Source organism: Xanthobacter luteus, from assembly GCF_040049235.1.
Taxonomy (GTDB): domain Bacteria; phylum Pseudomonadota; class Alphaproteobacteria; order Rhizobiales; family Xanthobacteraceae; genus Xanthobacter.
In genome coordinates this window covers 143,872-166,066 of the sequence record NZ_JBDZDO010000009.1, presented here as the reverse complement: position 1 = coordinate 166,066, position 22,195 = coordinate 143,872, and the positions used below count along the sequence as shown (strand labels likewise).

Here is a 22,195-nt window from a genome sequence, read left to right as displayed (position 1 = left end):
GGCGGCATTCGCGCCGGTCCGGCCCGTGCGCCACCGCGCGGACCAACGCGCCAGCCATCGACCTATGCCTTGCCCGTGGCACGGCGGGAACCTGGTCCCCGCGATGCGATCTTGTCCCTACGGCACGCCTGACGCCCACTCTGGCCTATCCCGTCCTTGTCGCGCCCCCCGACGCGGTGCTCTTGGCATTGGAGATCATCGCAGCTCCGCGAAAGCGCGGACAGAGCAATGTCTGACAGTATTCTAGTCGGGAATGCCCTGGCCGAGAACAGGATTCTGACACCCCCCCTCATGCGCTGTGGGAAGAGCAAAATACCAATCCTTTTGCTAGGGGCACCCTGATTCGGAGGTATGATGAAGAGGCCTCCCCGCCACGGCGGGAGCTTGGCCGGCGGTTCGGGCGGCCATGGCGCGTCATCCGGGGCAGGCGCGCGGCTGGCATGGCCGCGCCGGCGGCGTGGGTGCGCTGGCGCACGGCGGCCAGCGGGGCAGGGCCGCCGCGCCCCCGCAGGGGCACCGGAGCGCGATCTGCCCCGCCACGGGGTGGATGGCCGGCGCGGGCCCCATCGCCGACCCGGAGCGGTTCGCCGATCAGATCTGCTCGATCGGACCGGATCGCGCCCTAAGCGGGCGGCTCCGCCGGCTCGGCGTCCAGATCCTCGCTGCGTCCGTCGGCGAGGCGCGCCGCCACCTCCAGGATGCGCCGCGCCAGCGCCGGCGCCGCCGCGGGCGCAGCGGCGGCGTGCTCCACCGCGTCGAGGAGCGCGCCGAGCAGCAGCAGGTCCAGGAAGGCGCGGTCGGCCCGGCGCGCCGGCGCCGTTTCCAGATAGCCGGCGAGCATGGCGCGCTCGGCGCGGGCGCGGAACTGGGCGAGAAGCTCGCGCCGCGTCGCCGCGTCGAGCGCCGGGGTCGCCTCCGCCTCGCCGGACAAGGTCGCCACCACCCGCTCCAGGGAGGCCGCCAAAGCGGCGACGTCCTGCCAGGGTGTGTCCGCCGGCAGAGTGCCGGCCGGCGCCGCCGCGGCGATGTCGGACCGCGCGCCCTGGAAGCCGAGCAGGATCGCCTCGCCCGCCGCCACCAGCACCCGGTGGAGGCCGAACCGGCCGTGCACCGGGAAGGTCGGCGTCCCGAGGGCGGCGGCGGCGCGCTCGGCGATGCGGCCCGCCACCTCCGGCCGGCGCGCCGCCGCGGCGATCGCCTCGGCGGTGCCGGCGATGAGTTCGCCGGCGCGGTCCACCGCTTGCATGGCGCGCAGCGCCCAGGCCTCCGCCGCCGCCTCGCCGGCCGGCGTCGCGGCGCCGCCGGACGCGGCGGGATCGAGCAGGGCATGGGCCTCGCCGAGGCGCCGGCCGACGCCGCGCAGGAACGGCACGAGGCCGGACACCTCCTCGTCGAAGCGCCGGTGCAGCGCCTCCCCCGCGCCCGCCGCCTCGTCGAGCGCCCGGCGCAGCTGGTTGGCGAGGAAAGAGGCGCCGCTGCCCTGGTGGCGCACCCGGCGCGAGATCAGCAAAACCGGGGTCACGGCGCCGTCGAGGTGGCGGCGCAGCACCGCGCCGAGCAGCGCCGGCATGTGGGGATAGCCTGCCGCGGTCAGCAGGCGCGCCATCTCCGCCTGGGCAGCCCGCGCCGGCTCGGCGCGGCGGAACAGCCGCACCGCCACGTCGCCGGCCGCCGCCAGCGTGCCGGTGGGCTCGTCGATCTCCATGATCTCGGAGGGCTCGCTCTGGTCGGGCTCGGCCTCGCCAAGGCCGGCCGTCGCCGAGAAGACGAGGGCGCTGCCGTCCGGCAGCGCCAGGCTCCCGCTCTCGCGCACCGCCTTGACCACGCCGTGGGCGAAGCGCTCCAGCGCCACCCCGTCGGTCAGATAGCCGACGCGCCGGCCGTTGCGCACCCGCGCCAGAGCGAGCTGGGGCACGAGGGCCGGCGGCGCCTCGTCCTCCCAGACGATGGCGAGCGGCAGCAGGAAGCGCTCCGAGCGCCCGTCGAGCTGGGCCTCGATCTCGGTCAGCGCCACCGGGCGCCGCGCGCTCGGCACCACAGCGACCCAGGCGATGCGCGCCCGCGGCAGCGGCGTCGCCGGCCGCGCGCTCTGGAGCTCGAACCAGGAACGGCGCACCAGATAGGGCGGCAGGCACTCCTCCTCGATCACCGCCCGGTGCCGGTCGGAGAGCGCATCCATCAGCCCGCCGCGCACCACCAAAGTGGTGAATTCGGGCAGCTGCTCGCCGGAACCCGTGTGCCAGTCCGGCGCCGCCGCCTCGGTCGAGAGCGAGAAGGCGTAGAAGCCGTAGGGCGGCAGGGTCAACACATAGGGCGCCCGGCCGATCGGCGGCATTGAAGTACCGCCCATCAGGTCCACCGGCACCCGGCGCTCGAACTCGGACAGGTCGAGCTCCACCGCCTGGAGCGTGCGGGCGAGGTTGGCGACGCACAGGATGCGCTCGTCGCCATGGACGCGAAGAAAAGCGAGAATCCGCCGGTTGGTGGGGTAGAAGGCGCGGAAGGTGCCGCGCCCGAAGGCGCGGTGCTGCGTGCGCACCGCCAGCACCCGGCGCATCCAGTTCAGCAGCGAGGACGGGTCCCGCTGCTGGGCCTCCACGTTCAATGCCGCAAAGCCGTAGAGCGGGTCCTGGATCACCGGCAGCACCAGCTTTTCCGGGTCCGCCTTGGAGAATCCGCCGTTGCGGTCGGGCGACCACTGCATGGGGGTCCGAACCCCGTCCCGGTCGCCGAGATGGATGTTGTCGCCCATGCCGATCTCGTCGCCATAATAGATTACCGGCGTTCCCGGCATGGTGAGCAGCAGCGCGTTCATCAGCTCGATGCGCCGCCGGTCGCGCTCCATCAAGGGGGCGAGGCGGCGGCGGATGCCGAGATTGATGCGCGCCCGCCGGTCCGCCGCGTAGACGTTCCAAAGATAGTCGCGCTCGCTGTCGGTGACCGTCTCGAGCGTCAACTCGTCGTGGTTGCGCAGGAAGATCGCCCACTGGCAGGTGGGCGGAATCTCCGGCGTCTGACGCAGGATGTCGGTGATCGGGAAGCGGTCCTCCTTGGCGATCGCCATGTACATCCGCGGCATCAGCGGGAAGTTGAACGCCATGTGGCATTCGTCCGCCTCGGCGCCGAAATATTGCTGGGTGTCCTCCGGCCAGAGATTGGCCTCCGCCAGCAGCATGCGGCCCTGATAATGGGCGTCGAGATGGGCGCGGATCTTCCGCAGGACCGCGTGGGTCTCGGGCAAGTTGGCGCAGTCGGTGCCTTCGCGCTCCACCAGATAGGGCACCGCGTCGAGCCGCAGCCCGTCGACGCCCATGTCGAGCCAGAACCGCATGATGGAGAGCACGCGCTCCAGCACCTCCGGATTGTCGAAATTGAGGTCCGGCTGGTGGGAATAGAAGCGGTGCCAGTAATATTGGCCGGCCACCGCGTCGTAGGTCCAGTTGGAGGCCTCGACATCGCAGAAGACGATGGGAACGCCCGGATAGCCGGCGTCGTTGTCGGCCCAGACATAGAGGTCGCGCTCGGGGCTGCCCTTGGGGGCGCGGCGCGCCGCCTGGAACCAAGGATGCTGGTCGCTGGTGTGGTTGATGACCAGTTCGGTGATCACGCGCAGGCCCCGTGCATGGGCCTCCGTAATGAAGCGGCGTGCCTCGTCCATGGTGCCGTAGTCCGGCGAGACGCCCTCATAGAGCGAGATGTCGTAGCCGTCGTCGCGCCGGGGCGAGGGATAGAAGGGCAGGAGCCAGATGGCGGTGGCGCCGAGCGCGGCGATATAATCGAGGCGCGAGATCAGCCCCTTGAAGTCGCCGATGCCGTCGTCATTGGCGTCGAAGAACGACTTCACGTGCAGCTGGTAGACGATCGCGTCCTTGTACCAGAGCGGGTCGTCGCCGGCGGTGACGGGATCAGCCATGATCGCGCGCCCTCCCGTCGCAGCGGGACCGGGAACGCAACCGGACGAGCCGCAGGAGGCGCCGCTGGGGGCGCCCGGAGCGGGTGAGCAGGCAAAGGGACGCGGCTGGCAAGGTCGGGCGTCTCCGTGGCGGGAGGAGGAGTGATCGGTGCGGAGCTTCGCCGCGGCAGGCGGGTTACTGCCGAGCCAACGCTCGCGCGGCGGCAAGGTTCCAGGTTGTGCGCGCCGTCGGCCATGATCAGACCAAAAGCGTCAGGGAGAGGCCCATGTGGTGGCGGGACGGCGTCATTTACCAGATCTATCCGCGCTCGTTCCAGGACACCGACGCGGACGGGGTGGGTGATCTTCCCGGCATCACGCGCCGGCTGCCGCATCTCGTCGATCTCGGCGTCGACGCGGTGTGGATCTCGCCCTTCTATCTCTCGCCCATGGCGGATTTCGGCTACGACGTCGCCGACCACACCGCCGTCGATCCCCTGTTCGGCACGCTCGCCGATTTCGACGCGCTTCTGAGCGGGGCGCACGCCCTTGGCCTGAAGGTGATCCTCGATTTCGTGCCGAACCACACCTCCGACCGGCACCCGTGGTTCGTAGAGGCGCGCGCCTCGCGCACCAATGCCAGGCGCGACTGGTACATCTTCCGCGACCCGGCGCCGGACGGCGGCCCGCCGAACAACTGGCGCTCCGAGTTCGGCGGCAGCGCCTGGGAATTCGACGCGGCGAGCGGGCAATATTATTGCCACGCCTTCCTGCCCGAGCAGCCGGACCTCGACTGGCGCAACCCGCAGGTGGTCGCGGCCATGCACAACGTCATGCGCTTCTGGTTCTCCCGCGGCGTGGACGGCCTGCGCATCGACGCGCTCTGGCACCTGATGAAGGACGAGCTCCTGCGCGACAACCCGCCGGACCCGGCGTTCCGGGAGGGCATGAACCCCTATCGCCGGCTGCTGCCGGTCCACTCCACCGACACCGCCGAGGTGCACGACGCCATCGCCGGCATGCGCCAGGTTGCGGATGCGTTCGGCGACCGCCTCCTGATCGGCGAGGCCTATCTGCCGTTCGAGCGGCTCGCCGCCTATTTCGGCAAAGATGGCGGCGGGGTGCACCTGCCGTTCAACTTCGCGCTCCTCGAGGCGCCCTGGACTGCGCGCGCCCTCGACGACGGGATCGCCCGCTACGAAGCGAGCCTGCCCGCGGGCGCCTGGCCCAACTGGGTGCTCTCGAACCACGATCGCCCGCGCATCGCCGGCCGCGTCGGACGCGACCAGGCACGGGTGGCGGCCATGCTGCTGCTCACGCTGCGCGGCACGCCGACGCTTTATTACGGCGATGAGATCGCCATGGACCAGGTGCCGATCCCGCCCGAGCGGGTGATGGACCCGTGGGAGAAGCGGGTGCCGGGCCTCGGCCTCGGCCGCGACGGCGCCCGCACGCCCATGCAGTGGGACAGCGGTCCGTTCGCGGGCTTCTCGACCGTGGAGCCCTGGCTGCCGCTCGCCGCGGACTATACCGAGGTGAACGTGCAGGCCGAGAAGGCGAGTCCGTTCTCCATGCTGACCCTCACGCGGGCGCTCCTGGCGCTGCGGCGGGCGCGGCCGGCGCTGACGCGCGGCTCTTATCGCAGGCTCGGGGCGGACGGGGACCTGCTCGCTTATGTGCGCGAGGGGGAGGGCGAGCGGCTGCTGGTGGCGCTCAATCTCGGTGGCGACCCGCTCTCGCTCGCGCTGCCGGACGGCGGGCCGAAGGGCGAGGTGCTGCTGTCGACCTATTGCGACCGCGAAGGGGAGAAGGTGGCCGGCGCCTTGGCGGTGCGCCCGAACGAGGGGGTGATGACGGCGCTCGCCTGAGGGCTCCGGCCGCGCGGCACCTTGACCCGGCGGCCGCAGGCGGCCTTAGTCGCCGCCTCACGCAAGGAGGCGAGAATGGCGGGCGAGGACACAGCGAGCGGGACCATCTCCTTCGACGACTTCCTCAAGGTGGACATCCGCGTCGGCACCATCGTCGCCGTCGAGCCGTTTCCGCAGGCGCGCAAGCCCGCCTTCAAGCTCACCATCGATTTCGGCCCCGAGATCGGCACGAAGCGCTCGTCGGCGCAGATCACCGTCCATTACCGCCCGGAGGAACTGGTGGGCCGGCAGGTGGCGGCGGTGGTGAACTTCCCGCCGCGCCAGATCGGCCCCTTCATGTCGCAGGTGCTCACCCTCGGCTTCCCGGACGAGAACGGCGCCGTGGTGCTGATCTCGCCCACGGTGCAGGTGCCGGACGGCGGCCGCCTGTTCTGAGCGGCCGGCGGGCGCCGGGCCCAGGGGGTATCCCCGCAGGTCCGGCTTTTGCGCATGGGCACCCCGTGGCCACCGCAGCCACCCAGGGCTTGCCAGGCGACGGGCGAAGTGTCACATAATTTCCTATCGAACGTTCGGAAATGAGCAGGCGATGGCGCGGCCACAGACCACCGACGACGAGGCGCTGCTGGCGCGGCTGGCGGAGGTGTTCCGGCAGGCCGGCTTCGCGGGCGCCTCGCTGGAGCGGCTGGCGCGCGAGACCGGCCTCAAGAAAGCGAGCCTCTATCACCGCTTTCCCGGCGGCAAGCAGCAGATGGCCGAGCAGGTGCTGGAGGCGTCCAGCCGCGGGTTTCACGCGCAGGTGCTCGGCCCCCTCGAAGCGCCGGGCGAGCCGCGCGCCCGCCTCGACGCGGCGCTGGCGGGGCTCGCGCGCTTCTATGCCGGGGGAGGCAGGGCCTGCCTATTGAACATGCTGGCGCCGCGGGGGCTGGAGGACGGCCCGTTCGCGGCCCGGATCAAGCTGTCGCTGGAGCGGACCATCGGCGCCTTCGCGGCGCTCGCGGCCGAAGCCGGCCACCCGCCCGCCGCCGCGCGCCGCCGCGCCGCGCGCGCGGTGATGATGATCCAGGGCAGCCTGGTGATGGCCCGCGCCCTCGGCTCGCCTGAACCCTTTCGCCAGATGCTGGCAGACCTGCCGCAGGAGCTTCTCGGATGACCGCTCGTTTCCTGGACACCGTCTTCACGCCCGCCGTCCGTGCCGCACAGGAAGCCAATGGCAGCCGCCATGCCTTCTCGCACCGGCAAGGCGCCGAGGGCCCCGATCGCCTCGGCGAGCCGGAGGCCGCCTTCATCGCCGCCCGCGACAGCTTCTATCTCGCCAGCGTCACCGAGACCGGCTGGCCCTACATGCAGCATCGCGGCGGCCCGCCGGGCTTCGTGAAGATCATCGATCCGGCGACCATCGGCTTTGCCGATTTCCGCGGCAACCGGCAATATGTCAGCCTCGGCAATGCCAGCGCCGATGATCGCGTGGCGCTGTTCTTCATGGACTATGCGCGCTGCGCCCGCCTGAAGCTGCTCGGCCGGATGCGCGCGGTGGAGGCCGGCGCGGAGCCGGACGTGGTCGCCCGCGTGACCGACCCCGGCTACAAGGCGCGCGTGGAGCGGGTGTTCGTCATCTCGGTCGAGGCCTTCGACTGGAACTGCCCGCAGCACATCACCCCGCGCTTCACCGCCGCCGACCTCGCGCCATCGGTCCACGCCATGCGGGCCCGCATTGCCGAGCTGGAGGCCGCGCTGGCGCAGCGCGGCGCGCCGGCTCCGGGTGATGACGCGCCGTCGAGCGGCCCGGCGCGATAAAGCGGCGTCAGACCGGCAGCCGCAGGGTCGCCTTCACGCCGCCCATCTCGCTGTCGGAGAGGGTGACGTCGCCGCCATGGGCGCGGGCGATGTCGCGGGCGATGGACAAACCGAGGCCGGTACCCGAGGCGTCCTGGTTGCGCGCGTCGTCGAGGCGCAGGAACGGGCGGAACACCTCCTCGCGCTTCTCCTGCGGAATGCCGGGCCCGTCGTCGTCCACGCTGACGACGAGCCAGCGGGCATCGCGGGTTCCCGAAATCTCCAGCGTCCTCGCATAGCGCACGGCGTTGCCCACCAGATTGCCGAGGCAGCGCTTCAACTGCTCCGCCTTCACCTGCACCAGAGGCGGCCCCATGAAGCTTGCGCGCGCCACCGCGCCGTCGCGCTCGGCATTGAGGCGCAGGTCTTCGATCAGCTGGCTCATGTCGGTGAGCTGCGCCTGCTCGCCGGGATCGCCGCGGGCGAAGGCGAGATAGGCTTCGAGCATGCCCTGGAGCTCGTCCACGTCCTTCTTGAGGGCGTCGATCTCCGGCCCCTCGGGCAGGAAGGCGAGCTCCAGCTTGAAGCGGGTGAGGATGGTGCGCATGTCGTGGGAGACGCCCGCGAGCATGGTGGTGCGCTGCTCGATCTGCCGCTCGATGCGCCGCTTCATCTCCAGGAACGCGACCGCCGCGCGGCGCACCTCGCGCGCCCCCCAGGGGCGGAAGTTCTCCACGTCGCGCCCCTTGCCGAACGCCTCGGCCGCGTCGGCGAGGTTCTCGATCGGGCGGATCTGGTTGCGCAGGAACAGGATGGCGACGGTGAGCAGCACCAGCGAGGTGCCCACCATCCACAACAGGAAGATGTGCGAGTTGGAGGCGTAGGCGGCGCTGCGCGGGGCGAAGATGCGCAGCACCGCGTCGTCCATCTGGATGCGCACGTCGATCAGGTCCGAGCGGCCCACCGTGTCGATCCAGAACGGCTGGCTGACGCGCTTGCCGATCTCGCGCGAGAGCGCGCTGTCGAGGATCGAGAAGAACGGCTTCGGCCCCTGCGGCGGCAGCGGGTCGGGCGGCAGCACCTCGACGTTCAGCAGCAGGTTGCGCCAGGCGATGCGGCGCAGGATGGCGTGGTCCTTCTCCGCCGGCAGCACCCGGTAGAGCGCCACCACCGCCGAGATGTCCTGGCTCACCGCGGCGGAGAGGCGGCGCGTCACGGTGTTGTAGTGGCGCTCCATGAACACGAACGCGACCACCGACTGCAGGATCACCATCGGCGTGACGATGATGAGCAGCGAGCGCGGATACAGCCCCTTCGGCATCACCCGGTTGAGCCAGGCGGAGAATTTGGCGTTGGCCTCGGAGAGCCGGGCGCCGAGGCTCTTCAATGCCCCGAGGCCGGTGTCGGTGGTGCTCAAGGGGTCACCACCAGGCGGTAGCCGATGCCGCGCACGGTCTGCAGGTGCTGCGGATTGGCGGGATCGCGCTCGATCTTGCGCCGCAGGCGGTTCACCTGCACGTCCACGGCGCGCTCGGAGATCGCGCCGCCGCCCGCGAGCGCGAGGCGCGGCACGGTCTCGCCCGGCTCGGTGGCGAGCGTGCGCAGCATGTCGCGCTCGCGCTCGGTGATGCGCACCATCTCGCCGGCGCGGGTCAATTCGCCGCGCTCGAGATGGTAGGTGAAGTCGCCGAACTTCACGCTTTCGATGGCCTTCTGCGGCGGCGTGGCGGCGCGCTTCAAGATCGAGCCGATGCGCAGCAGCAGCTCGCGCGGCTCGAACGGCTTGCCGAGATAGTCGTCGGCGCCCGCCTCCAGGCCGTCGATGCGGTCGGCGATCTCCGAACGGGCGGTCAGCATCAGGATCGGCACGCTGGAGGTGGCGCGCAGCGAGCGGGCGAGGTCGACCCCGCTCTCGCCGGGCATCATCACGTCGAGCACCAGCAGGTCGAAGGCGAGCCCGTCGAGCCGCCCGCGCGCCTCGGCGGCGGAGGCGGCGGTGGTGACGCGGTAGCCGTTCTCGCTCAGGAAGCGCATCAGCAGGGTGCGGATGCGGTTGTCGTCGTCCACCACCAGAAGATGGGGCGCATCGTCCGGCAGGCGCGCCTGGGCGGAGGTGACGGTTGCGGTCTCGGACATGCACTGGCTCCCGGCGCCCGCGCCGCGCGCGGGGTGACGTCTGGTCGGTTGCGTGGGCGGCCGGCGCGCGAGGCGCCGCTCAGGGCCGCCGCGCGCGGTCGGCGCGCTGGATCAGCCGCTCCACGGCGACGCGATCATCGGGGTTGATCATGGCGAGAAGGAAGCGGCTCGCGCCCTCGCGCCCGTTCGGACCGCAGGCATCGAGGGCGCGCGCGATGCGCCGGCTCTGGATCTCGATGAACTGGCGCGCCAGGGTCTCGCCCTTGGGGGTGGGAAAGAGCAGGCGCTGGCGGCGGTCGGATGCGCCGGCGCGGCTCTCCACGAAGCCCTCGTCCACCAGTTCCCGCAGCACCCGGCCGAGGCTCTGCTTGGTGATGCGCAGGATGTCCAGGAGGTCGGTGACCCGCATCCCCGGATGCCGGTTGACGAAGTGGACCACGCGGTGGTGCGCGCGGCCGAAGCCGATGGGCGCCAGGATCTCGTCGGGGTCGCCCACGAAGTCCCTGTAGGCGAAGAAGAAAAGCTCGATCAGGTCGACCAGCGGCACATCCTCGCCGGGCTCGGCCGAGGGCGCGCGCTCGGCTTGGGCGGGAGGGGCAGCGAGAATGTTTATGTCAGCCATGTTGACTTTTTTCGTTGTGATCGTTACGCAGGAACTCGGTTTCGCGAAATGATCGGTCGCCGACGGGCTCGTGGACGTTCGATCCTTTCGCGGTGTTGCCAGCTTCCTTAGCGGGCGTAAAGATATCTCCATGTGGCACCGCTGCAAAGCAATTGCGGGCCCGGGGGAGGCGGCGCGTCGCGACGCGCCGAGGAGGAGTATTCATCATGAGCGTGGCGTCTGTCCCCTTCGACCAACGTGACGGCTTCATCTGGTATGACGGGGCGCTGGTGCCCTGGCGCGATGCCAAGCTGCATGTGCTCTCCCACGGCCTGCATTATGCGAGCTGCGTGTTCGAGGGCGAGCGGGCCTATGGCGGCGAGATCTTCAAGTCGTCGGAGCATTCCGAGCGCCTGCGCCTGTCGGCGGAGATGCTGGACTTCACCATCCCCTACACGATCGGCGAGATCGACGCCGCCAAGCGCATGACGCTGGAGAAGAACGGCCTCACCAACGCCTATGTGCGCCCGATCGCCTGGCGCGGCAGCGAGATGATGGGGGTCGCGGCGCAAAACAACACCATCCATCTCGCCATCGGCGTGTGGGAGTGGCCGAGCTATTTCGATCCCGAGCAGCGCCTGAAGGGCCTCAGGCTCGATCTGTCGGAGTGGCGCCGGCCCGACCCCGCCACCATTCCGTGCCGCGCCAAGGCGGCCGGGCTCTACATGATCTGCACCATCTCCAAGCACCGGGCCGAGCGGCGCGGCTATGCGGACGCGATGATGCTCGATTATCGCGGTCTGGTGGCCGAATGCACCGGCGCCAACCTTTTCTTCGTGAAGGACGGCGTGATCCACACGCCGGTCCCGGACTGCTTCCTCGACGGCATCACCCGCCGCACGGTGATCGAGCTCGCGCGCCGGCACGGCATCGAGGTGGTGGAGCGCCACATCAAGCCGGAGGAGCTCTCCGACTTCACGGAATGCTTCATCACCGGCACCGCGGCCGAGGTGACCCCCGTCGGCTCCATCGCCGACTGGACCTTCGCCCCCACCGGCATCACCCACCAGCTGATGGACGCCTACACGGCGGAAGTGCAGCCCAAAAAGCAGGCCGCGTGAGCGGACGGCTTCAAAAGGCAAAAGGTCAGCAGGCCGCGTGAGCCAACCGCGGCCTGCCCACCGTCGCCCTCCGGCTTGACCGGAGGGCCCACGGACGGCACCGCGAGGCGGGCCGCCGGAATGGATGCTCCGGTCAAGCCGGAGCATGACCGCGGTTGGGGTCCTGCGTTGCGCCGCCGCACCATGGTGGCTGGGCTGCTGCTCTTCGGCCGGCGCCCCTCACCCCTCCGCCTCGAACGCCCCCGGCAGATGCTCGGCTTCCCCCGAGCGCGCCAAAAGCACCGCGTCGAAGCGCAGGTTCATCCCCTCATATTCCGGATGGGCGGCAAGGAAGGCCGCGGCGGCGGCGGCGATGCGCCGGCGCTGGCGCGGCAGCACCGCGTAGGCCGCGTCGTCGAGCCCGGCGCGCAGCTTCACCTCGCAGAACACCAGGAGATCGCCGAGGCGCGCCACGAGGTCGATCTCGCCGGCCTTGGTGCGCACCCGCCGGAACAGCACCTCGAAGCCGCGCGCCTCCAGCAGTACCGCCGCGCGATCCTCCGCCGCGAGCCCGCTGCGAAAGGCGGCGCGCCGCTTCTCGGCGCCGGCCGGGATCTCAGCCACCGCCGCCCTCGTCCGGGTCGTCGTCGGTTCCGTCGCGCGCCCGCGCCTCGGACAAGGCCAGCGCGCGGGCATAGACCTCGCGCTTGGGGCGGCCGGTGAGGCTCACCACCTCGGCCACCGCATCCTTCACCGTGCCCTCGGTCAGCGCGTGGAGGAGCGCCGCATCCACGGCCGCGTCGTCCGCCGCCGCCTCGCGCGGCGGGCCCACCACCAGCACGATCTCGCCCTTGGGGGCCTCGCGGCCGGCATAGTAAGCGGCGAGGGCGTCGAGATCGCCGCGGCGCACCTCCTCGAATGCCTTGGTGAGCTCGCGGCACACCGCCGCGGGCCGCGCGCCGAGCCCTGCAGCGAGGTCGGCGAGGCTGTCGGCGAGCCGCGGGCCGCTCTCGTAAAGGACGAGGCTTGCCGGGATCCGCGCCAGCTCGGCGATGCGGGCGCGGCGCTGCCCGCCCTTGGGCGGCAGGAAGCCGTCGAACAGGAAGCAGTCGGTGGGCAGGCCCGCCGCCACCAGCGCCGCCAGCAGCGCCGAGGCGCCGGGGATCGGATGCACCCTGTGGCCGGCCTCGAGCGCCTCCACCACCAGCTTGTAGCCGGGGTCCGACACCAAAGGCGTGCCGGCGTCCGACACCAGCGCGATGCGCGCGCCCTGGGCGAGCCGCGCCAGGAGCTTGGGCCGCGCGCTGGCGCCGTTGTGGTCGTGATAGGGCACGAGCTGGGTCTCGATGCCGTAGCGGTCGAGCAGCCGGCGGGTGATGCGCGTGTCCTCGCAGGCGATGGCATCGGCGCCGGCCAGCGTCTCCAAAGCGCGCACGCTCACATCGCCGAGATTGCCGATCGGGGTCGCCACCACGTGGAGGCCCGGCGCCAGCGGCGGCACCGGCACGCGCACGCCGGCGATGAGGAAGCTGCGCGGCGCCTCGGCCGCTGGGGCGGAGGAAGATGACGGGACGCTCATGGGTCAAACATAGACCCAGCCGGGGCCGACGGGAAACGCGGCCGGCCCGGCCAGCGGAATTGTCCACGCCCACGCGGTTTCCGCGCCGCTTCGCCTTCCCCTCGTCAAATTGCCGCCCCAAGGGGTACGCCGTCCCGCGGGGGGCGCGGGCAGCGGGGAGACAGGCGTTGAGCGAAGACAGGCACGGAACGGCGGGCGCCGCTGCAGATCGACTGACGCGGCGCGCGGTGCTCCAGCGCTGGACGCGCGCGGGCGGCGGGCTCGGTGCGCTCGGCCTGCTCGCGGCCTGCGCGGGCGGCGACATCGGCGAGGCGCCTCAGGTCACCCCGGCGCCGCCGCCCACCGCGCAGCAGCTCGGCACCGGCGGCACGGTCGTCGCCCTGCTGCTGCCGCTCGGCGCCCAGGGCAATGCCGGCATCGTCGCTTTGTCCATGAAGAATTCAGCCGAGCTCGCGGTCGTCGAGGCGGGCGGCGGCGACATCCGCCTGGTGGTGAAGGACGACCTCGGCACCGCCCAGGGCGCGCGTATGGCCGCCGAGGCGGCGGTGGCGGAGGGCGCGAAGGTGGTGATCGGCCCGCTGTTCGCCCATTCGGTGGCCGCGGCCGCCCAGGTGACCCGGCCGCTGAACATTCCGGTGATCGCCTTCTCCACCGACGCCAACGTCGCCGGCAATGGCGTCTTCCTGCTGAGCTTCCTGCCCTCCGGCGACGTGGAGCGCATCGTGCGCTTCGAGGTCTCCCAGAACCGGCGCTCGTTCGCCGCGCTGCTGCCCGAGAGCGCCTACGGCACCGTGGTGGAGGGCGCGCTGCAGCAAACGGTGGCCTCCGCCGGCGGGCGGGTGGCGGTGATGGAGCGATTCGGCACCGACCGCGCCAAGATGGGCGAGGTGGCACGCCGCATCGCCCCCGCGCTCGCCCAGGCGGACGTGCTGTTCATCCCCGACACGCCGGACCAGGTGCTGCAGATGGTGCAGATGCTCGCCGCCAACGGGGTGGACCTGAAGCGGCTGCGCCTCGCCGGCACCGGCCTGTGGGACGACCAGCGCCTGATTTCCGACGCGATGTTCGACGGCGCGCAGTTCGCCGCCCCCGACCTGTCCGGCTGGCGCGCCTTCTCCGAGCGCTACCGGGCGCGCTTCGGCGCCGATCCGGTGCGCACCGCGACGCTCTCCTACGACGCCGTCTCGCTGGTCACGGCGGTGGTGCGCGCCAGCGGGCCGGACGGCGTGAGCATCGCGGCGCTGTCGAGCGCCTCGGGCTTCAGCGGGGTCGAGGGCGCGTTCCGCTTCCGCGCCGACGGCACCATCGAGCGCGGCCTCGCGGTGATGGAGATCAAGGCCGGCGCGGTCCAGGTGGCGAGCCCCGCGCCGCGCTCGTTCGCGCAGCTCTAAGCCTCAGACGGCCGCGCGGACCGCCTGCGGCAGCATGGCGCCGGTCTCCCGCGCCCGCACATGCCAGGAGAGCGCCTCCTCAAGCACGTGCGGCGTGTGGCCGCCGCGCGCGCCGGCGCGCGCCACGTAGTCCTCCAGCGCGTCGCGATAGAGCGGGTGGACGCAATTGGCGATGATGAGCCGCGCCCGCTCGCGCGGGGCCAGCTCGCGCAGGTCCGCCAGCCCCTGCTCGGTGATCAGGATGTCGACGTCGTGCTCGGTGTGGTCCACATGGCTCACCATGGGCACCACGGATGAGAGCGCCCCGCCTTTGGCGATGGACTTGGTGACGAACACCGAGAGAAAAGCGTTGCGCGCGAAGTCGCCTGAGCCGCCGATGCCGTTCATCATCTGCGTGCCGGCCACGTGGGTGGAATTGACGTTGCCGTAGATGTCGAACTCCAGAGCCGTGTTGATGCCGATGATGCCGAGGCGGCGGATGATCTCCGGGTGGTTGGAGATCTCCTGCGGGCGCAGGATGAGGTGCGGCTTGTAGTCGGCGATCCTCGGCATCACCGCGTCGTGCTTGTCCTTCGACAGGGTGATGGAGGAGCCGGAGGCGAAGTTCAGCTTGCCGGCGTCGAACAGATCGAAGGTCGAATCCTGCAGCACCTCCGAATACATGGTCAGGTCGTGGAACGGGCTCGCGATGAAGCCGTGCATCACCGCATTGGCGATGGTGCCGATGCCCGCCTGGAGTGGCTGGAGGCGGGAGGTGAGCCGGCCGCGCCGCATCTCGTGCTCCAGGAACTGCATCAGGTGCGCGGCGATGGCGGCGGTCTCGGCGTCCGGCGGCAGCACGGTGGAGGCGGAATCGAGCTTCCGGCTGACGACGATGGCGGCGATCTTCTCCGGCGGGATGGCGATGAAGGGCAGGCCCACGCGGCTTTCCGGCGTCACCACCGGGATCGGCTCGCGGAACGGGCGGCGGGTGGGGATGTAGATGTCGTGCAGCCCCTCCAGCTCCGCCGGCTGGGTGAGGTTGATCTCGACGATCACCTTTTCGGCCAGAATGGCGAACGTGGCGGAATTGCCCACCGAGGTGGTGGGAATGATGCCGCCATTGGCGGTGATGCCCACCGCCTCGATCACCGCGACGTCGATCGGCCCGAGCATGTTCGTGCGCAGGTGCTCCACCGTCTCGCTGAGATGCTGGTCGACGAACATCACCTCGCCGGCATTGATCGCCTTGCGCAGCGCGGGGTCGGACTGGAATGGGATGCGGCGCGAGAGCAGGTGCGCCTCGGCCATCTGCTTGTCGAGGTCGTTGCCCAGCGATGCGCCGGTGATGAGGGTGATCTTCAGCGGCTCGTTGCGCGCGTGCGCCGCCTTGGCCCGCGCCGCGAGCGCCACGGGCACCGCTTTCGCCTCGCCGGCCCGGGTGAAGCCGCTCATGCCCACGACCATGCCGTCGCGGATCAGGTCCGCCGCCGCCTCCGCGGAGACGATCTTCTCGCGTAGCTGGCCGAGGCGGATGCGGTCGTGCGGCATGGGGGCTCCAAGCTGGTGCGGGTTTGCGCGTCGCTTGGGCTGTCGCAATAGGAAGGGTATCGCCCCATAGGATATTCGACTTAAGGCCGCCTTGCCTCACGCATGGATGGCGATGGGCAGGCCGAACGCGTCCGTCTCCGGCGGATCGGGAAAGCGCAAGGCCTTGCCGTTCATGGCCCGGCGCGCGGTCCACAGGCAGGCACAGGCGTCCACCAGGTCGTCCAGCCCCGCGCGGAGCGCATTGGCCGTCTGCGCTGAGAGCGCATCGGTGGGAAGGCCCGCCGCCGCCAGGAGATCGATGCGCAACGCAAGGCCGTCCGGGCAGGGACGGCCCTTCACCTTCTTGGCCCGCTCGACCTCCGCATCCCCGTTCATCGCCCAGAAGGCCACTTCCGGGTGGCACTCGATGAGGCGGTTCCTCAGTTCCGCGCGCCCGCGCAGCAGGACGTCCGCCTCGGCGATCTTGGGAAACAGGTGGAAGCACTGCTTGGCCACCGCGCGCGGCGGATCGGAGGTGGCGCGGGCGGCGGCGCAGGCGGCGCGATAGCGCGTCGTCTCATCGCCGGCGCCGAGCCCGGCCGCCACCGCCGCGCGGGATGGCACCGAGAACACCGAGGACTGCCGGCGGCCCAGACGCGGGCGCACCAGCCGTTCGGGCGGACGCCCGCGCGGCCCGACGCGCTCCGGCAGGCCGATGGGGATGTCGATCGCGGCCAGCAAGGGGGCGTCGTCGCCGGCGAACAGATCGGCGAGGGCGGCAAGCCGTTTCAGCTCCAGCGGGCCGGCGCCGTCCCAGGACGCGACGATCCAGCCGCCGGGGCAGCCGTCGAGCCCGGCGCAGGGCGCGGCGCGGGTGACGGGAGCTGCGTCCATGGCGCGATGCTCAGTCCTCGCCCGGCTTGGCCCGGGGCAGGGGGATGGTGGAGGGCTGGGGCACCGGGGCGGTGTAGTATTTGCGGTTCGGCACCGAGCCGGTGACGGCGGGTCCATGGTCGCCCGGCGCATACGACATGGGCGGCGGGCGCTGGCCCTCCGGCCCGACGATCCAGCCGGGCGGCAGGGTGCCCGGCGGCGCGTCTGCCGGCGGCGCATTGCGTTGCGGAAGATCGCGCGCCGGGCGTGGCGGGCCGCCGAACAGCGCCCCCGGCGGGACCGTCTCCGGCGCCGGCTGGCGCACCACTTCGGAGGTCGCGACCGGCGGCGCCAAGGGCGGCCGGAGCCCCGGCGGCTCGGGCGCCTCCTGCGGCGCAGAGGCGGGGGGCTCCGGCGGCGGCGCGGCAGGGATTTGCACGGCCATGAGCGGCGCCGGCATGGGGCGCGGCGCGGGCTTGCAGATGGTGCGCCCGGACGTGCGGCGCATCAGGTCCACATGGATGTGGTCGTAGTGGAACATGTTGGAGCCCGGGGCGAGCACGGTGGTGAAGCGCTCGCACGCGCCGGCCTGCACCTGCAGCAGGAAGCCGCGCGCGTCCGCCGGGCCGCGCCAGCCGTCCTTCACCGTCACCCAGCGCCCGTCGGCAAAACGGAAGGCGCCAATGTCGAGGGCGTTGCCGAAGGCGTGCTCGGAGATCTTGGCGTTGGGGTCGCCGTTCATGCCACGGCACGAATAGGCCGACATCTGCCGGACGGCGGTGACCGGCTGGCCCATCCAGGCGATGGCGGCGGGCTGCACCACCTCGGCGATCCAGCGGTCGGTCTCGCGGATCACCGGGCAGGCGAGCTTGCCGGTGGGCTCGAGCGCCACGTTGCCTTCGGCGAAGGCGTGCACCTGGAAGGGGTGCTCCATGCCGCAGCCGCCGGCGCCGTTGAGCGCCGAGAGCGGCTCCAGGAATGCGGAGGCGACCACGCCCTTCTCGGCGAGGCACTGCTCCTCCGCCTCGGCGCGCCAAGGCTCGCGCGTTTCGAACTCGAAACGACAGCCGGTGAGCAGCCCCGTGAGGACGAGCGAGGCTACGATGAACAAGGATACGCCGCGCGCCATGGCGGGCATCCTGGCGCAGCGGCCTTGCGATGGGGTTAAGGCGCCGGCCGCAGGCGGCAGCTGTGCGCGCCGTTCCGCGTCGGCCACTGGCCGCGCCCGGCCGGCCGAACGGCTATCGCGTCAAAGGGTCCGTGCGCCGATCGCGGCGCATCGCGACCGGAGCGGGCCCGCGCGGATTTTTCAGGGGGCGCAGCGTTGGAGGGGTCTAGGAACGGTTTCGCCGATCAGGCGGGCGCGCCATGAGCGGCCGGCCTGGGGCGATGAGCGAGAGGACGCCGCGCGTCGGACGGAAGCGTGACAATGCCTCCGTCCCGTCCGGGCGTTCTAGTCGCCGTCTGGCTCTCCGCGCGGGGCGCTCGCCGGCGCAGGCTCGCCGGCGGGCTGCGGATCACGCTGCTCGAAAGCGGACTGCAGCCGCTCGGCAAGGCGCAGCAGGTCGTCCGGCACCTCCTCGTGGGTGTAGCCGTCGAACAACTGGCGCAACTCACGGCCGATGAGGTCCTGGCGCGCGGAAATGTCCCGTCGGTGAGGCGTTCGCATGCCGCCGTTCTCTTTCTGGTTCTGCGTCGACGCGGGCGTGGTGTCGAAGGGGCTCAGGGCGCGCACGGTTCGCATGGCTCTTCATCGCGGCAGACGCAGGCGGAAGCTCACTTCTGGCATCCGATTGCGTGCGTTGCAACAAGGAATGGCGGGACCGGAAGCCCGCCTTCGGGAATCCAAGGCATCGTCGTCAAGGTGGGCTCATTCGCGGAACAGCCGCGAGGAAGGAGACGGATCGACATCGGTCTCCTCGTCCCACGGCAAATGCCCGGCGGCATCGGCGTCGGCGCGTTTGTTCTCCCTGCCGGCGAAGGCGGCTTCCGCCTCGCGCAGGAGCCGGCGCTCCTCGTCGACGATCCTCGGCCGGCGCGCGCGGGTGGCCGCTGCACCTATTCGCCCGGTCCAGGGCCGCGCCCCGCCCGGTCCGGTCTCCACGTGTCGCGGCTCGGTCATGGTGGTGGTCTCCGCGCTTCCATCCGCCGGTCAAACGCGCACCTGCGGGTTTTGTTCCGAACGGAAAGAAAATGCGGCGACGGATCCTCCGACGCACAAAAGAAGAGCGGGTCGGCGATGCCGGCCCGCTCCGCAAGTCGAACTCAGAGGTGCAGGCAAGGTAGGGCCAACAAGGTAAATAAACCCTTCCTTGACCAAGACACCGGCACGAAAAAGGGGCGCCGCGGCGCCCCTCTCGCAAGCCGCTCCGGGTGCGCCTCAGGGGCACTGCACCCGGTACTGGTTGCCGTAGCGATCCTTGGCCCAGCAGGCGCGCGGGGTGGTCTCTGCACCGATGATGGCGCCGGTGCCGGCGCCGATGAGGCCGCCGACCAGGGCGCCGGTGCCGGTGCCCGTGGCCGCCGCGCCGATGAGCGCGCCGGTGCCGGCGCCGATGGCCGCTCCGCCAACCGCGCGGTCGGACCGCGAATATTCGCTGCACCCGCCGAGAGCGAGCGCGAGGGCGCCCGCGATGAGAGCCGCTTTCATCCTGATCTCCTGCCCCATTTCCCGGCCGGGGGCCGGGAGCGCGTCCGCGCACACGACGTGGCCCCCGGGGAGCGGCCGGCGGACGAAGCCGCTCGACGGGGCGATCCGGAGGACCGCCCCACGGCCTCGGACCTAGCGTCATATATCACGGCGTTTCCCGGCCGGCCCAGCCTCGTCCGGCCGCAAGCGCGGCCGCCCCGCGCCGGTTCCCGGGCGCCCCCGCGCCCTGCCGCAGCGGCGCGCCAGCCCCGGGGGCCTCGGCCCGGGCCTTGCGGCGGAAACGGTTCCGTCCCACGCTGGCGCCAGATGTCGTCCGCCCTCAAGCGGTGTTCGGGGCCGCTGGACAAGCGTGGCTGTCGGGAGCGACGAAGTCGCACAGGTGTGGCTTCGAGGCCACGAACCATGGTATCTAATAACCTATGATTGAAGCCCGCAGGGAATCGACCGCGCCCCTTTCTCGCCCGATCATCGACAAGCCGGCGCCCGGAACGGGAACCTCGTACCCTCCCCGGCGTTGAAACCGCATAGCTCAAGAGAGGTGGCTTTTTGATGCATTCGTCCGCCGCGCGCGCGCGCGCTCTCGACCCCCGCCTGCCGCACCTCCTCGACCCGGGCACCCATGCCCTGTTCCTGGACGTGGATGGAACCCTCATCGACATCGCCCCGCATCCCGACGCGGTGCGGATTCCGGAGGGCCTGGTGGGCCTCATCGAGGGCCTTTCGGCGGCGTTCGGCGGCGCCCTCGCTCTGGTGAGCGGGCGCACCGTGGCCCGGCTCGACGGGCTGTTCGCGCCGCTGGCATTGCCCGCCGCCGGGGTGCACGGCGCGGAGCTGCGGCTCGTGGCGGGCGGCGGCGTCGACTGCGAGGCCCAGCCTTTCCCGGAGCGGCTGCGCCTCGGCCTCCACGACCTTGCACGCGGCTTCGACGGCGTCTTCACGGAAGACAAGACGAGCGCCGTCGCGGTCCACTACCGCGCCGCGCCGCAGGCCGGCGCGCCGCTCGGCGCCGCCATCGCCGATCTGGTGGAGGCAGCCGGGCGCGGTTATGCGGTGCTCCCCGGCCACATGGTGTTCGAGGTGAAGCCGGCGCAGCACGACAAGGGAACGGCGGTGGCCGCCTTCCTGCGCCAGCCGCCCTTCGCCGGGCGCCGGCCGGTGTTCGTCGGCGACGACGTGACCGACGAGGCCGGCTTCGCCGCCGCCCGCGCGCATGGCGGGCGTGCGATCTCGGTGGGACGGGAGCTGCCGGGGGCGGATGCGGTGCTCGCCGATGCCCGTGCGGTGCGCGCCTGGCTCGCCGCCACCCTTGCCGGCGGGACGGGCCGATGATCCAGCCGGCGGGCGAGCGCATGTCCCGTATCGTCGTGGTGTCGAACCGCGTCGCGGTGCCCGATCCGGCCCGGCGCATCCAGGCCGGCGGCCTGGCGGTGGCGGTGAACGCGGCGCTCAAGGAGCGCGGCGGCATCTGGTTCGGCTGGAGCGGCGTGATCTCGCCTACGCCGTCCGACCATCCCGTCGTCACCATGCAGAAGCGCATGACCTATGCGGTGGTGGACCTGAAGGAGCACGACTATCAGGAATACTACAACGGCTTCGCCAACCGCGTTTTGTGGCCGATCCTGCATTACCGGGTCGACCTCGCGGAGTTCGCCCAGGCGGACCTTTCCGGCTATATCCGGGTCAACCGGAACTTCGCCGACCACCTGGCGAAGATCATCGCCCCCGACGACATTCTGTGGATCCACGACTACCACATGATGCCGCTGGCCCAGTATCTGCGCGAGCGCGGCCACGCCAACCGCATCGGCTTCTTCCTGCACATCCCGATGCCGCCGCCGGACCTCATCCAGGCCCTGCCGAAGCACGGCGAGATCATCGGCGCGCTCGCTTATTACGATCTCGTCGGCTTCCAGACCCAGCAGGACAAGGAGAACTTCGCCCGCTATCTCGACACCCGCGGCGGCCAGCCCTCGGCCGACGGCCACAGCTACGACGTGGCCGGGCGGCGGGTGCGGCTCGGCGCCTTTCCCGTCGCCATCGAGACCGAGGCCTTTGCGCGCCGCGCGCGCCATGCCAGCCGCTCGCAGTTCGTGAAGACGTTCAAGGAGAGCCTCTCCGGTCGCAAGCTGATCATCGGCGTCGATCGGCTCGATTACTCGAAGGGCATTCCCAACCGCCTGGAGGCCTACGAGCGGTTCCTGCGCAATGCGCCGGACTGGCACGACAAGGTCTCCTACGTGCAGATCACGCCCAAGAGCCGCTCGGAGGTCCCCGAATATCAAGAAATGGACCGCTTCGTCTCGCACAAAGCGGGGCAGATCAACGGCATGTTCAGCGACGTGTCGTGGACGCCGCTGCGCTACGTCAACCGCACCTATTCGCGCTCGGCGCTCGCCGGCATCTACCGGGCCGCGAGCGTCGCCATGGTCACGCCGCTGCGCGACGGCATGAACCTCGTGGCCAAGGAATTCGTCGCCGCGCAGGATCCCGAGGACCCCGGCGTGCTGCTCTTGTCCCAGTTCGCGGGCGCGGCGCACGAGCTCTCGAACGGCGCGCTGATCGTCAACCCGCACGACCTCGACGGCATGGCGCAGTCCCTGCGGCGGGCCCTGGAGATGCCCCTGCGCGAGCGCCGCGAGCGCTACGGGCGGATGATGGCGGTGCTGGAGCCGAACGACATCGACCGCTGGGCCAAGCGCTTCCTCGCCGCGCTGGAAGATCCGCCCCGCCCGCCCGGTCTGCCGCGGCCGGCCGTGCGCATCGCGCGGCGGCCGCCGGAAAGCGCGCGCACCGTGCGCGGCTGAGGCCGGTCGGTCGAGGCCG

Annotated in this window: 20 protein-coding genes; 8 read left to right on the top strand and 12 right to left on the bottom strand. The window is 71.3% G+C overall.

What is annotated here, in order from left to right; translation table 11 throughout:
- Positions 1–622: 622 nt before the first annotated feature.
- Positions 623–3,913, bottom strand: a complete 3,291-nt coding sequence (gene treS, locus ABLE88_RS22875; RefSeq protein WP_348834163.1) for a maltose alpha-D-glucosyltransferase — start codon at positions 3,911–3,913, stop codon at positions 623–625.
- A gap of 266 nt (positions 3,914–4,179) precedes the next feature.
- Between treS and ABLE88_RS22870 the strand changes: the two genes are divergently transcribed.
- The 4 genes from ABLE88_RS22870 (at position 4,180) to ABLE88_RS22855 (ending at position 7,554) form a co-directional block, all read left to right on the top strand.
- Entirely contained in the window at positions 4,180–5,760 is a 1,581-nt protein-coding gene (locus tag ABLE88_RS22870; protein ID WP_348834161.1) for an alpha-amylase family glycosyl hydrolase, read from the top strand.
- A gap of 75 nt (positions 5,761–5,835) precedes the next feature.
- Entirely contained in the window at positions 5,836–6,195 is a 360-nt protein-coding gene (locus tag ABLE88_RS22865) for a tRNA-binding protein (protein ID WP_348834159.1), read from the top strand.
- 151 nt (positions 6,196–6,346) lie between these two features.
- Positions 6,347–6,910, top strand: a complete 564-nt coding sequence (locus tag ABLE88_RS22860) for a TetR/AcrR family transcriptional regulator (protein ID WP_348834157.1) — start codon at positions 6,347–6,349, stop codon at positions 6,908–6,910.
- Positions 6,907–7,554, top strand: a complete 648-nt coding sequence (locus tag ABLE88_RS22855; RefSeq protein WP_348834156.1) for a pyridoxamine 5'-phosphate oxidase family protein — start codon at positions 6,907–6,909, stop codon at positions 7,552–7,554. The genes ABLE88_RS22860 and ABLE88_RS22855 overlap by 4 nt, the downstream gene beginning before the upstream one ends.
- A gap of 7 nt (positions 7,555–7,561) precedes the next feature.
- Here ABLE88_RS22855 and ABLE88_RS22850 read toward each other — a convergent pair whose 3' ends face one another.
- The 3 genes from ABLE88_RS22850 to ABLE88_RS22840 all read right to left on the bottom strand — a co-directional run bounded on the left by ABLE88_RS22850 (position 7,562) and on the right by ABLE88_RS22840 (position 10,291).
- Complete coding sequence (locus tag ABLE88_RS22850) at positions 7,562–8,950, bottom strand: ATP-binding protein (protein WP_348834154.1); 1,389 nt, start codon at positions 8,948–8,950, stop codon at positions 7,562–7,564.
- Positions 8,947–9,669, bottom strand: a complete 723-nt coding sequence (locus tag ABLE88_RS22845; protein ID WP_348834153.1) for a response regulator — start codon at positions 9,667–9,669, stop codon at positions 8,947–8,949. The genes ABLE88_RS22850 and ABLE88_RS22845 overlap by 4 nt, the downstream gene beginning before the upstream one ends.
- 79 nt (positions 9,670–9,748) lie before the next feature.
- Entirely contained in the window at positions 9,749–10,291 is a 543-nt protein-coding gene (locus tag ABLE88_RS22840; RefSeq protein ID WP_348834152.1) for a MarR family winged helix-turn-helix transcriptional regulator, read from the bottom strand.
- Positions 10,292–10,503: 212 nt separating this feature from the next.
- Between ABLE88_RS22840 and ABLE88_RS22835 the strand changes: the two genes are divergently transcribed.
- On the top strand, positions 10,504–11,391 hold the full coding sequence (locus tag ABLE88_RS22835; protein ID WP_510182940.1) for a branched-chain amino acid aminotransferase: 888 nt from the start codon (positions 10,504–10,506) through the stop codon (positions 11,389–11,391).
- A 219-nt stretch (positions 11,392–11,610) separates the two neighbouring features.
- On the opposite strand, the gene ABLE88_RS22830 is transcribed toward ABLE88_RS22835, so the two are convergent.
- Together ABLE88_RS22830 and rsmI are read right to left on the bottom strand one after the other, a co-directional pair.
- Positions 11,611–11,994 (bottom strand): YraN family protein, encoded by a 384-nt coding sequence (locus ABLE88_RS22830; RefSeq protein ID WP_348834150.1) that lies wholly within the window; start codon positions 11,992–11,994, stop codon positions 11,611–11,613.
- Positions 11,987–12,949 (bottom strand): 16S rRNA (cytidine(1402)-2'-O)-methyltransferase, encoded by a 963-nt coding sequence (gene rsmI, locus ABLE88_RS22825; protein WP_348834148.1) that lies wholly within the window; start codon positions 12,947–12,949, stop codon positions 11,987–11,989. The genes ABLE88_RS22830 and rsmI overlap by 8 nt, the downstream gene beginning before the upstream one ends.
- Before the next feature lie 167 nt (positions 12,950–13,116).
- On the opposite strand from rsmI, the gene ABLE88_RS22820 reads away from it, so the two are divergent.
- Positions 13,117–14,340, top strand: a complete 1,224-nt coding sequence (locus tag ABLE88_RS22820; protein WP_348834147.1) for a penicillin-binding protein activator — start codon at positions 13,117–13,119, stop codon at positions 14,338–14,340.
- 3 nt (positions 14,341–14,343) lie between these two features.
- Here ABLE88_RS22820 and scpC read toward each other — a convergent pair whose 3' ends face one another.
- The 6 genes from scpC to ABLE88_RS22790 all read right to left on the bottom strand — a co-directional run bounded on the left by scpC (position 14,344) and on the right by ABLE88_RS22790 (position 19,372).
- Entirely contained in the window at positions 14,344–15,870 is a 1,527-nt protein-coding gene (scpC, locus tag ABLE88_RS22815) for a succinyl-CoA:acetate CoA-transferase ScpC (RefSeq protein WP_348834145.1), read from the bottom strand.
- Between the two features lie 96 nt (positions 15,871–15,966).
- Positions 15,967–16,743, bottom strand: a complete 777-nt coding sequence (locus tag ABLE88_RS22810; RefSeq protein ID WP_348834144.1) for a DUF429 domain-containing protein — start codon at positions 16,741–16,743, stop codon at positions 15,967–15,969.
- 10 nt (positions 16,744–16,753) lie between these two features.
- A complete protein-coding gene (locus ABLE88_RS22805) occupies positions 16,754–17,851 on the bottom strand; it encodes an extensin-like domain-containing protein (protein ID WP_348834143.1) in 1,098 nt (365 codons plus the stop codon).
- A gap of 324 nt (positions 17,852–18,175) precedes the next feature.
- Entirely contained in the window at positions 18,176–18,466 is a 291-nt protein-coding gene (locus ABLE88_RS22800) for a NepR family anti-sigma factor (protein ID WP_348834142.1), read from the bottom strand.
- Between the two features lie 126 nt (positions 18,467–18,592).
- On the bottom strand, positions 18,593–18,844 hold the full coding sequence (locus ABLE88_RS22795; protein WP_348834141.1) for a hypothetical protein: 252 nt from the start codon (positions 18,842–18,844) through the stop codon (positions 18,593–18,595).
- A 258-nt stretch (positions 18,845–19,102) separates the two neighbouring features.
- On the bottom strand, positions 19,103–19,372 hold the full coding sequence (locus tag ABLE88_RS22790; RefSeq protein WP_348834140.1) for a YMGG-like glycine zipper-containing protein: 270 nt from the start codon (positions 19,370–19,372) through the stop codon (positions 19,103–19,105).
- 549 nt (positions 19,373–19,921) lie between these two features.
- Between ABLE88_RS22790 and otsB the strand changes: the two genes are divergently transcribed.
- Both otsB and otsA read left to right on the top strand, forming a co-directional pair.
- The gene (otsB, locus tag ABLE88_RS22785) at positions 19,922–20,701 is read left to right on the top strand and encodes a trehalose-phosphatase (RefSeq protein WP_348834139.1); all 780 of its coding nucleotides are present in this window, start codon (positions 19,922–19,924) and stop codon (positions 20,699–20,701) included.
- A gap of 20 nt (positions 20,702–20,721) precedes the next feature.
- A complete protein-coding gene (gene otsA, locus ABLE88_RS22780; RefSeq protein ID WP_348834290.1) occupies positions 20,722–22,176 on the top strand; it encodes an alpha,alpha-trehalose-phosphate synthase (UDP-forming) in 1,455 nt (484 codons plus the stop codon).
- The last annotated feature ends 19 nt before the right edge of the window (positions 22,177–22,195 follow it).

Bases quoted from the DNA above. Each gene is read 5' to 3' on its own strand.
- treS (WP_348834163.1), bottom strand. From the start codon at position 3,913: ATGGCTGATCCCGTCACCGCCGGCGACGACCCGCTCTGGTACAAGGAC.
- ABLE88_RS22870 (WP_348834161.1), top strand. From the start codon at position 4,180: ATGTGGTGGCGGGACGGCGTCATTTACCAGATCTATCCGCGCTCGTTC.
- ABLE88_RS22865 (WP_348834159.1), top strand. From the start codon at position 5,836: ATGGCGGGCGAGGACACAGCGAGCGGGACCATCTCCTTCGACGACTTC.
- ABLE88_RS22860 (WP_348834157.1), top strand. From the start codon at position 6,347: ATGGCGCGGCCACAGACCACCGACGACGAGGCGCTGCTGGCGCGGCTG.
- ABLE88_RS22855 (WP_348834156.1), top strand. From the start codon at position 6,907: ATGACCGCTCGTTTCCTGGACACCGTCTTCACGCCCGCCGTCCGTGCC.
- ABLE88_RS22845 (WP_348834153.1), bottom strand. From the start codon at position 9,669: ATGTCCGAGACCGCAACCGTCACCTCCGCCCAGGCGCGCCTGCCGGAC.
- ABLE88_RS22840 (WP_348834152.1), bottom strand. From the start codon at position 10,291: ATGGCTGACATAAACATTCTCGCTGCCCCTCCCGCCCAAGCCGAGCGC.
- rsmI (WP_348834148.1), bottom strand. From the start codon at position 12,949: ATGAGCGTCCCGTCATCTTCCTCCGCCCCAGCGGCCGAGGCGCCGCGC.
- scpC (WP_348834145.1), bottom strand. From the start codon at position 15,870: ATGCCGCACGACCGCATCCGCCTCGGCCAGCTACGCGAGAAGATCGTC.
- ABLE88_RS22810 (WP_348834144.1), bottom strand. From the start codon at position 16,743: ATGGACGCAGCTCCCGTCACCCGCGCCGCGCCCTGCGCCGGGCTCGAC.
- ABLE88_RS22805 (WP_348834143.1), bottom strand. From the start codon at position 17,851: ATGGCGCGCGGCGTATCCTTGTTCATCGTAGCCTCGCTCGTCCTCACG.
- ABLE88_RS22800 (WP_348834142.1), bottom strand. From the start codon at position 18,466: ATGCGAACCGTGCGCGCCCTGAGCCCCTTCGACACCACGCCCGCGTCG.
- ABLE88_RS22795 (WP_348834141.1), bottom strand. From the start codon at position 18,844: ATGACCGAGCCGCGACACGTGGAGACCGGACCGGGCGGGGCGCGGCCC.
- ABLE88_RS22790 (WP_348834140.1), bottom strand. From the start codon at position 19,372: ATGAAAGCGGCTCTCATCGCGGGCGCCCTCGCGCTCGCTCTCGGCGGG.
- otsB (WP_348834139.1), top strand. From the start codon at position 19,922: ATGCATTCGTCCGCCGCGCGCGCGCGCGCTCTCGACCCCCGCCTGCCG.
- otsA (WP_348834290.1), top strand. From the start codon at position 20,722: ATGTCCCGTATCGTCGTGGTGTCGAACCGCGTCGCGGTGCCCGATCCG.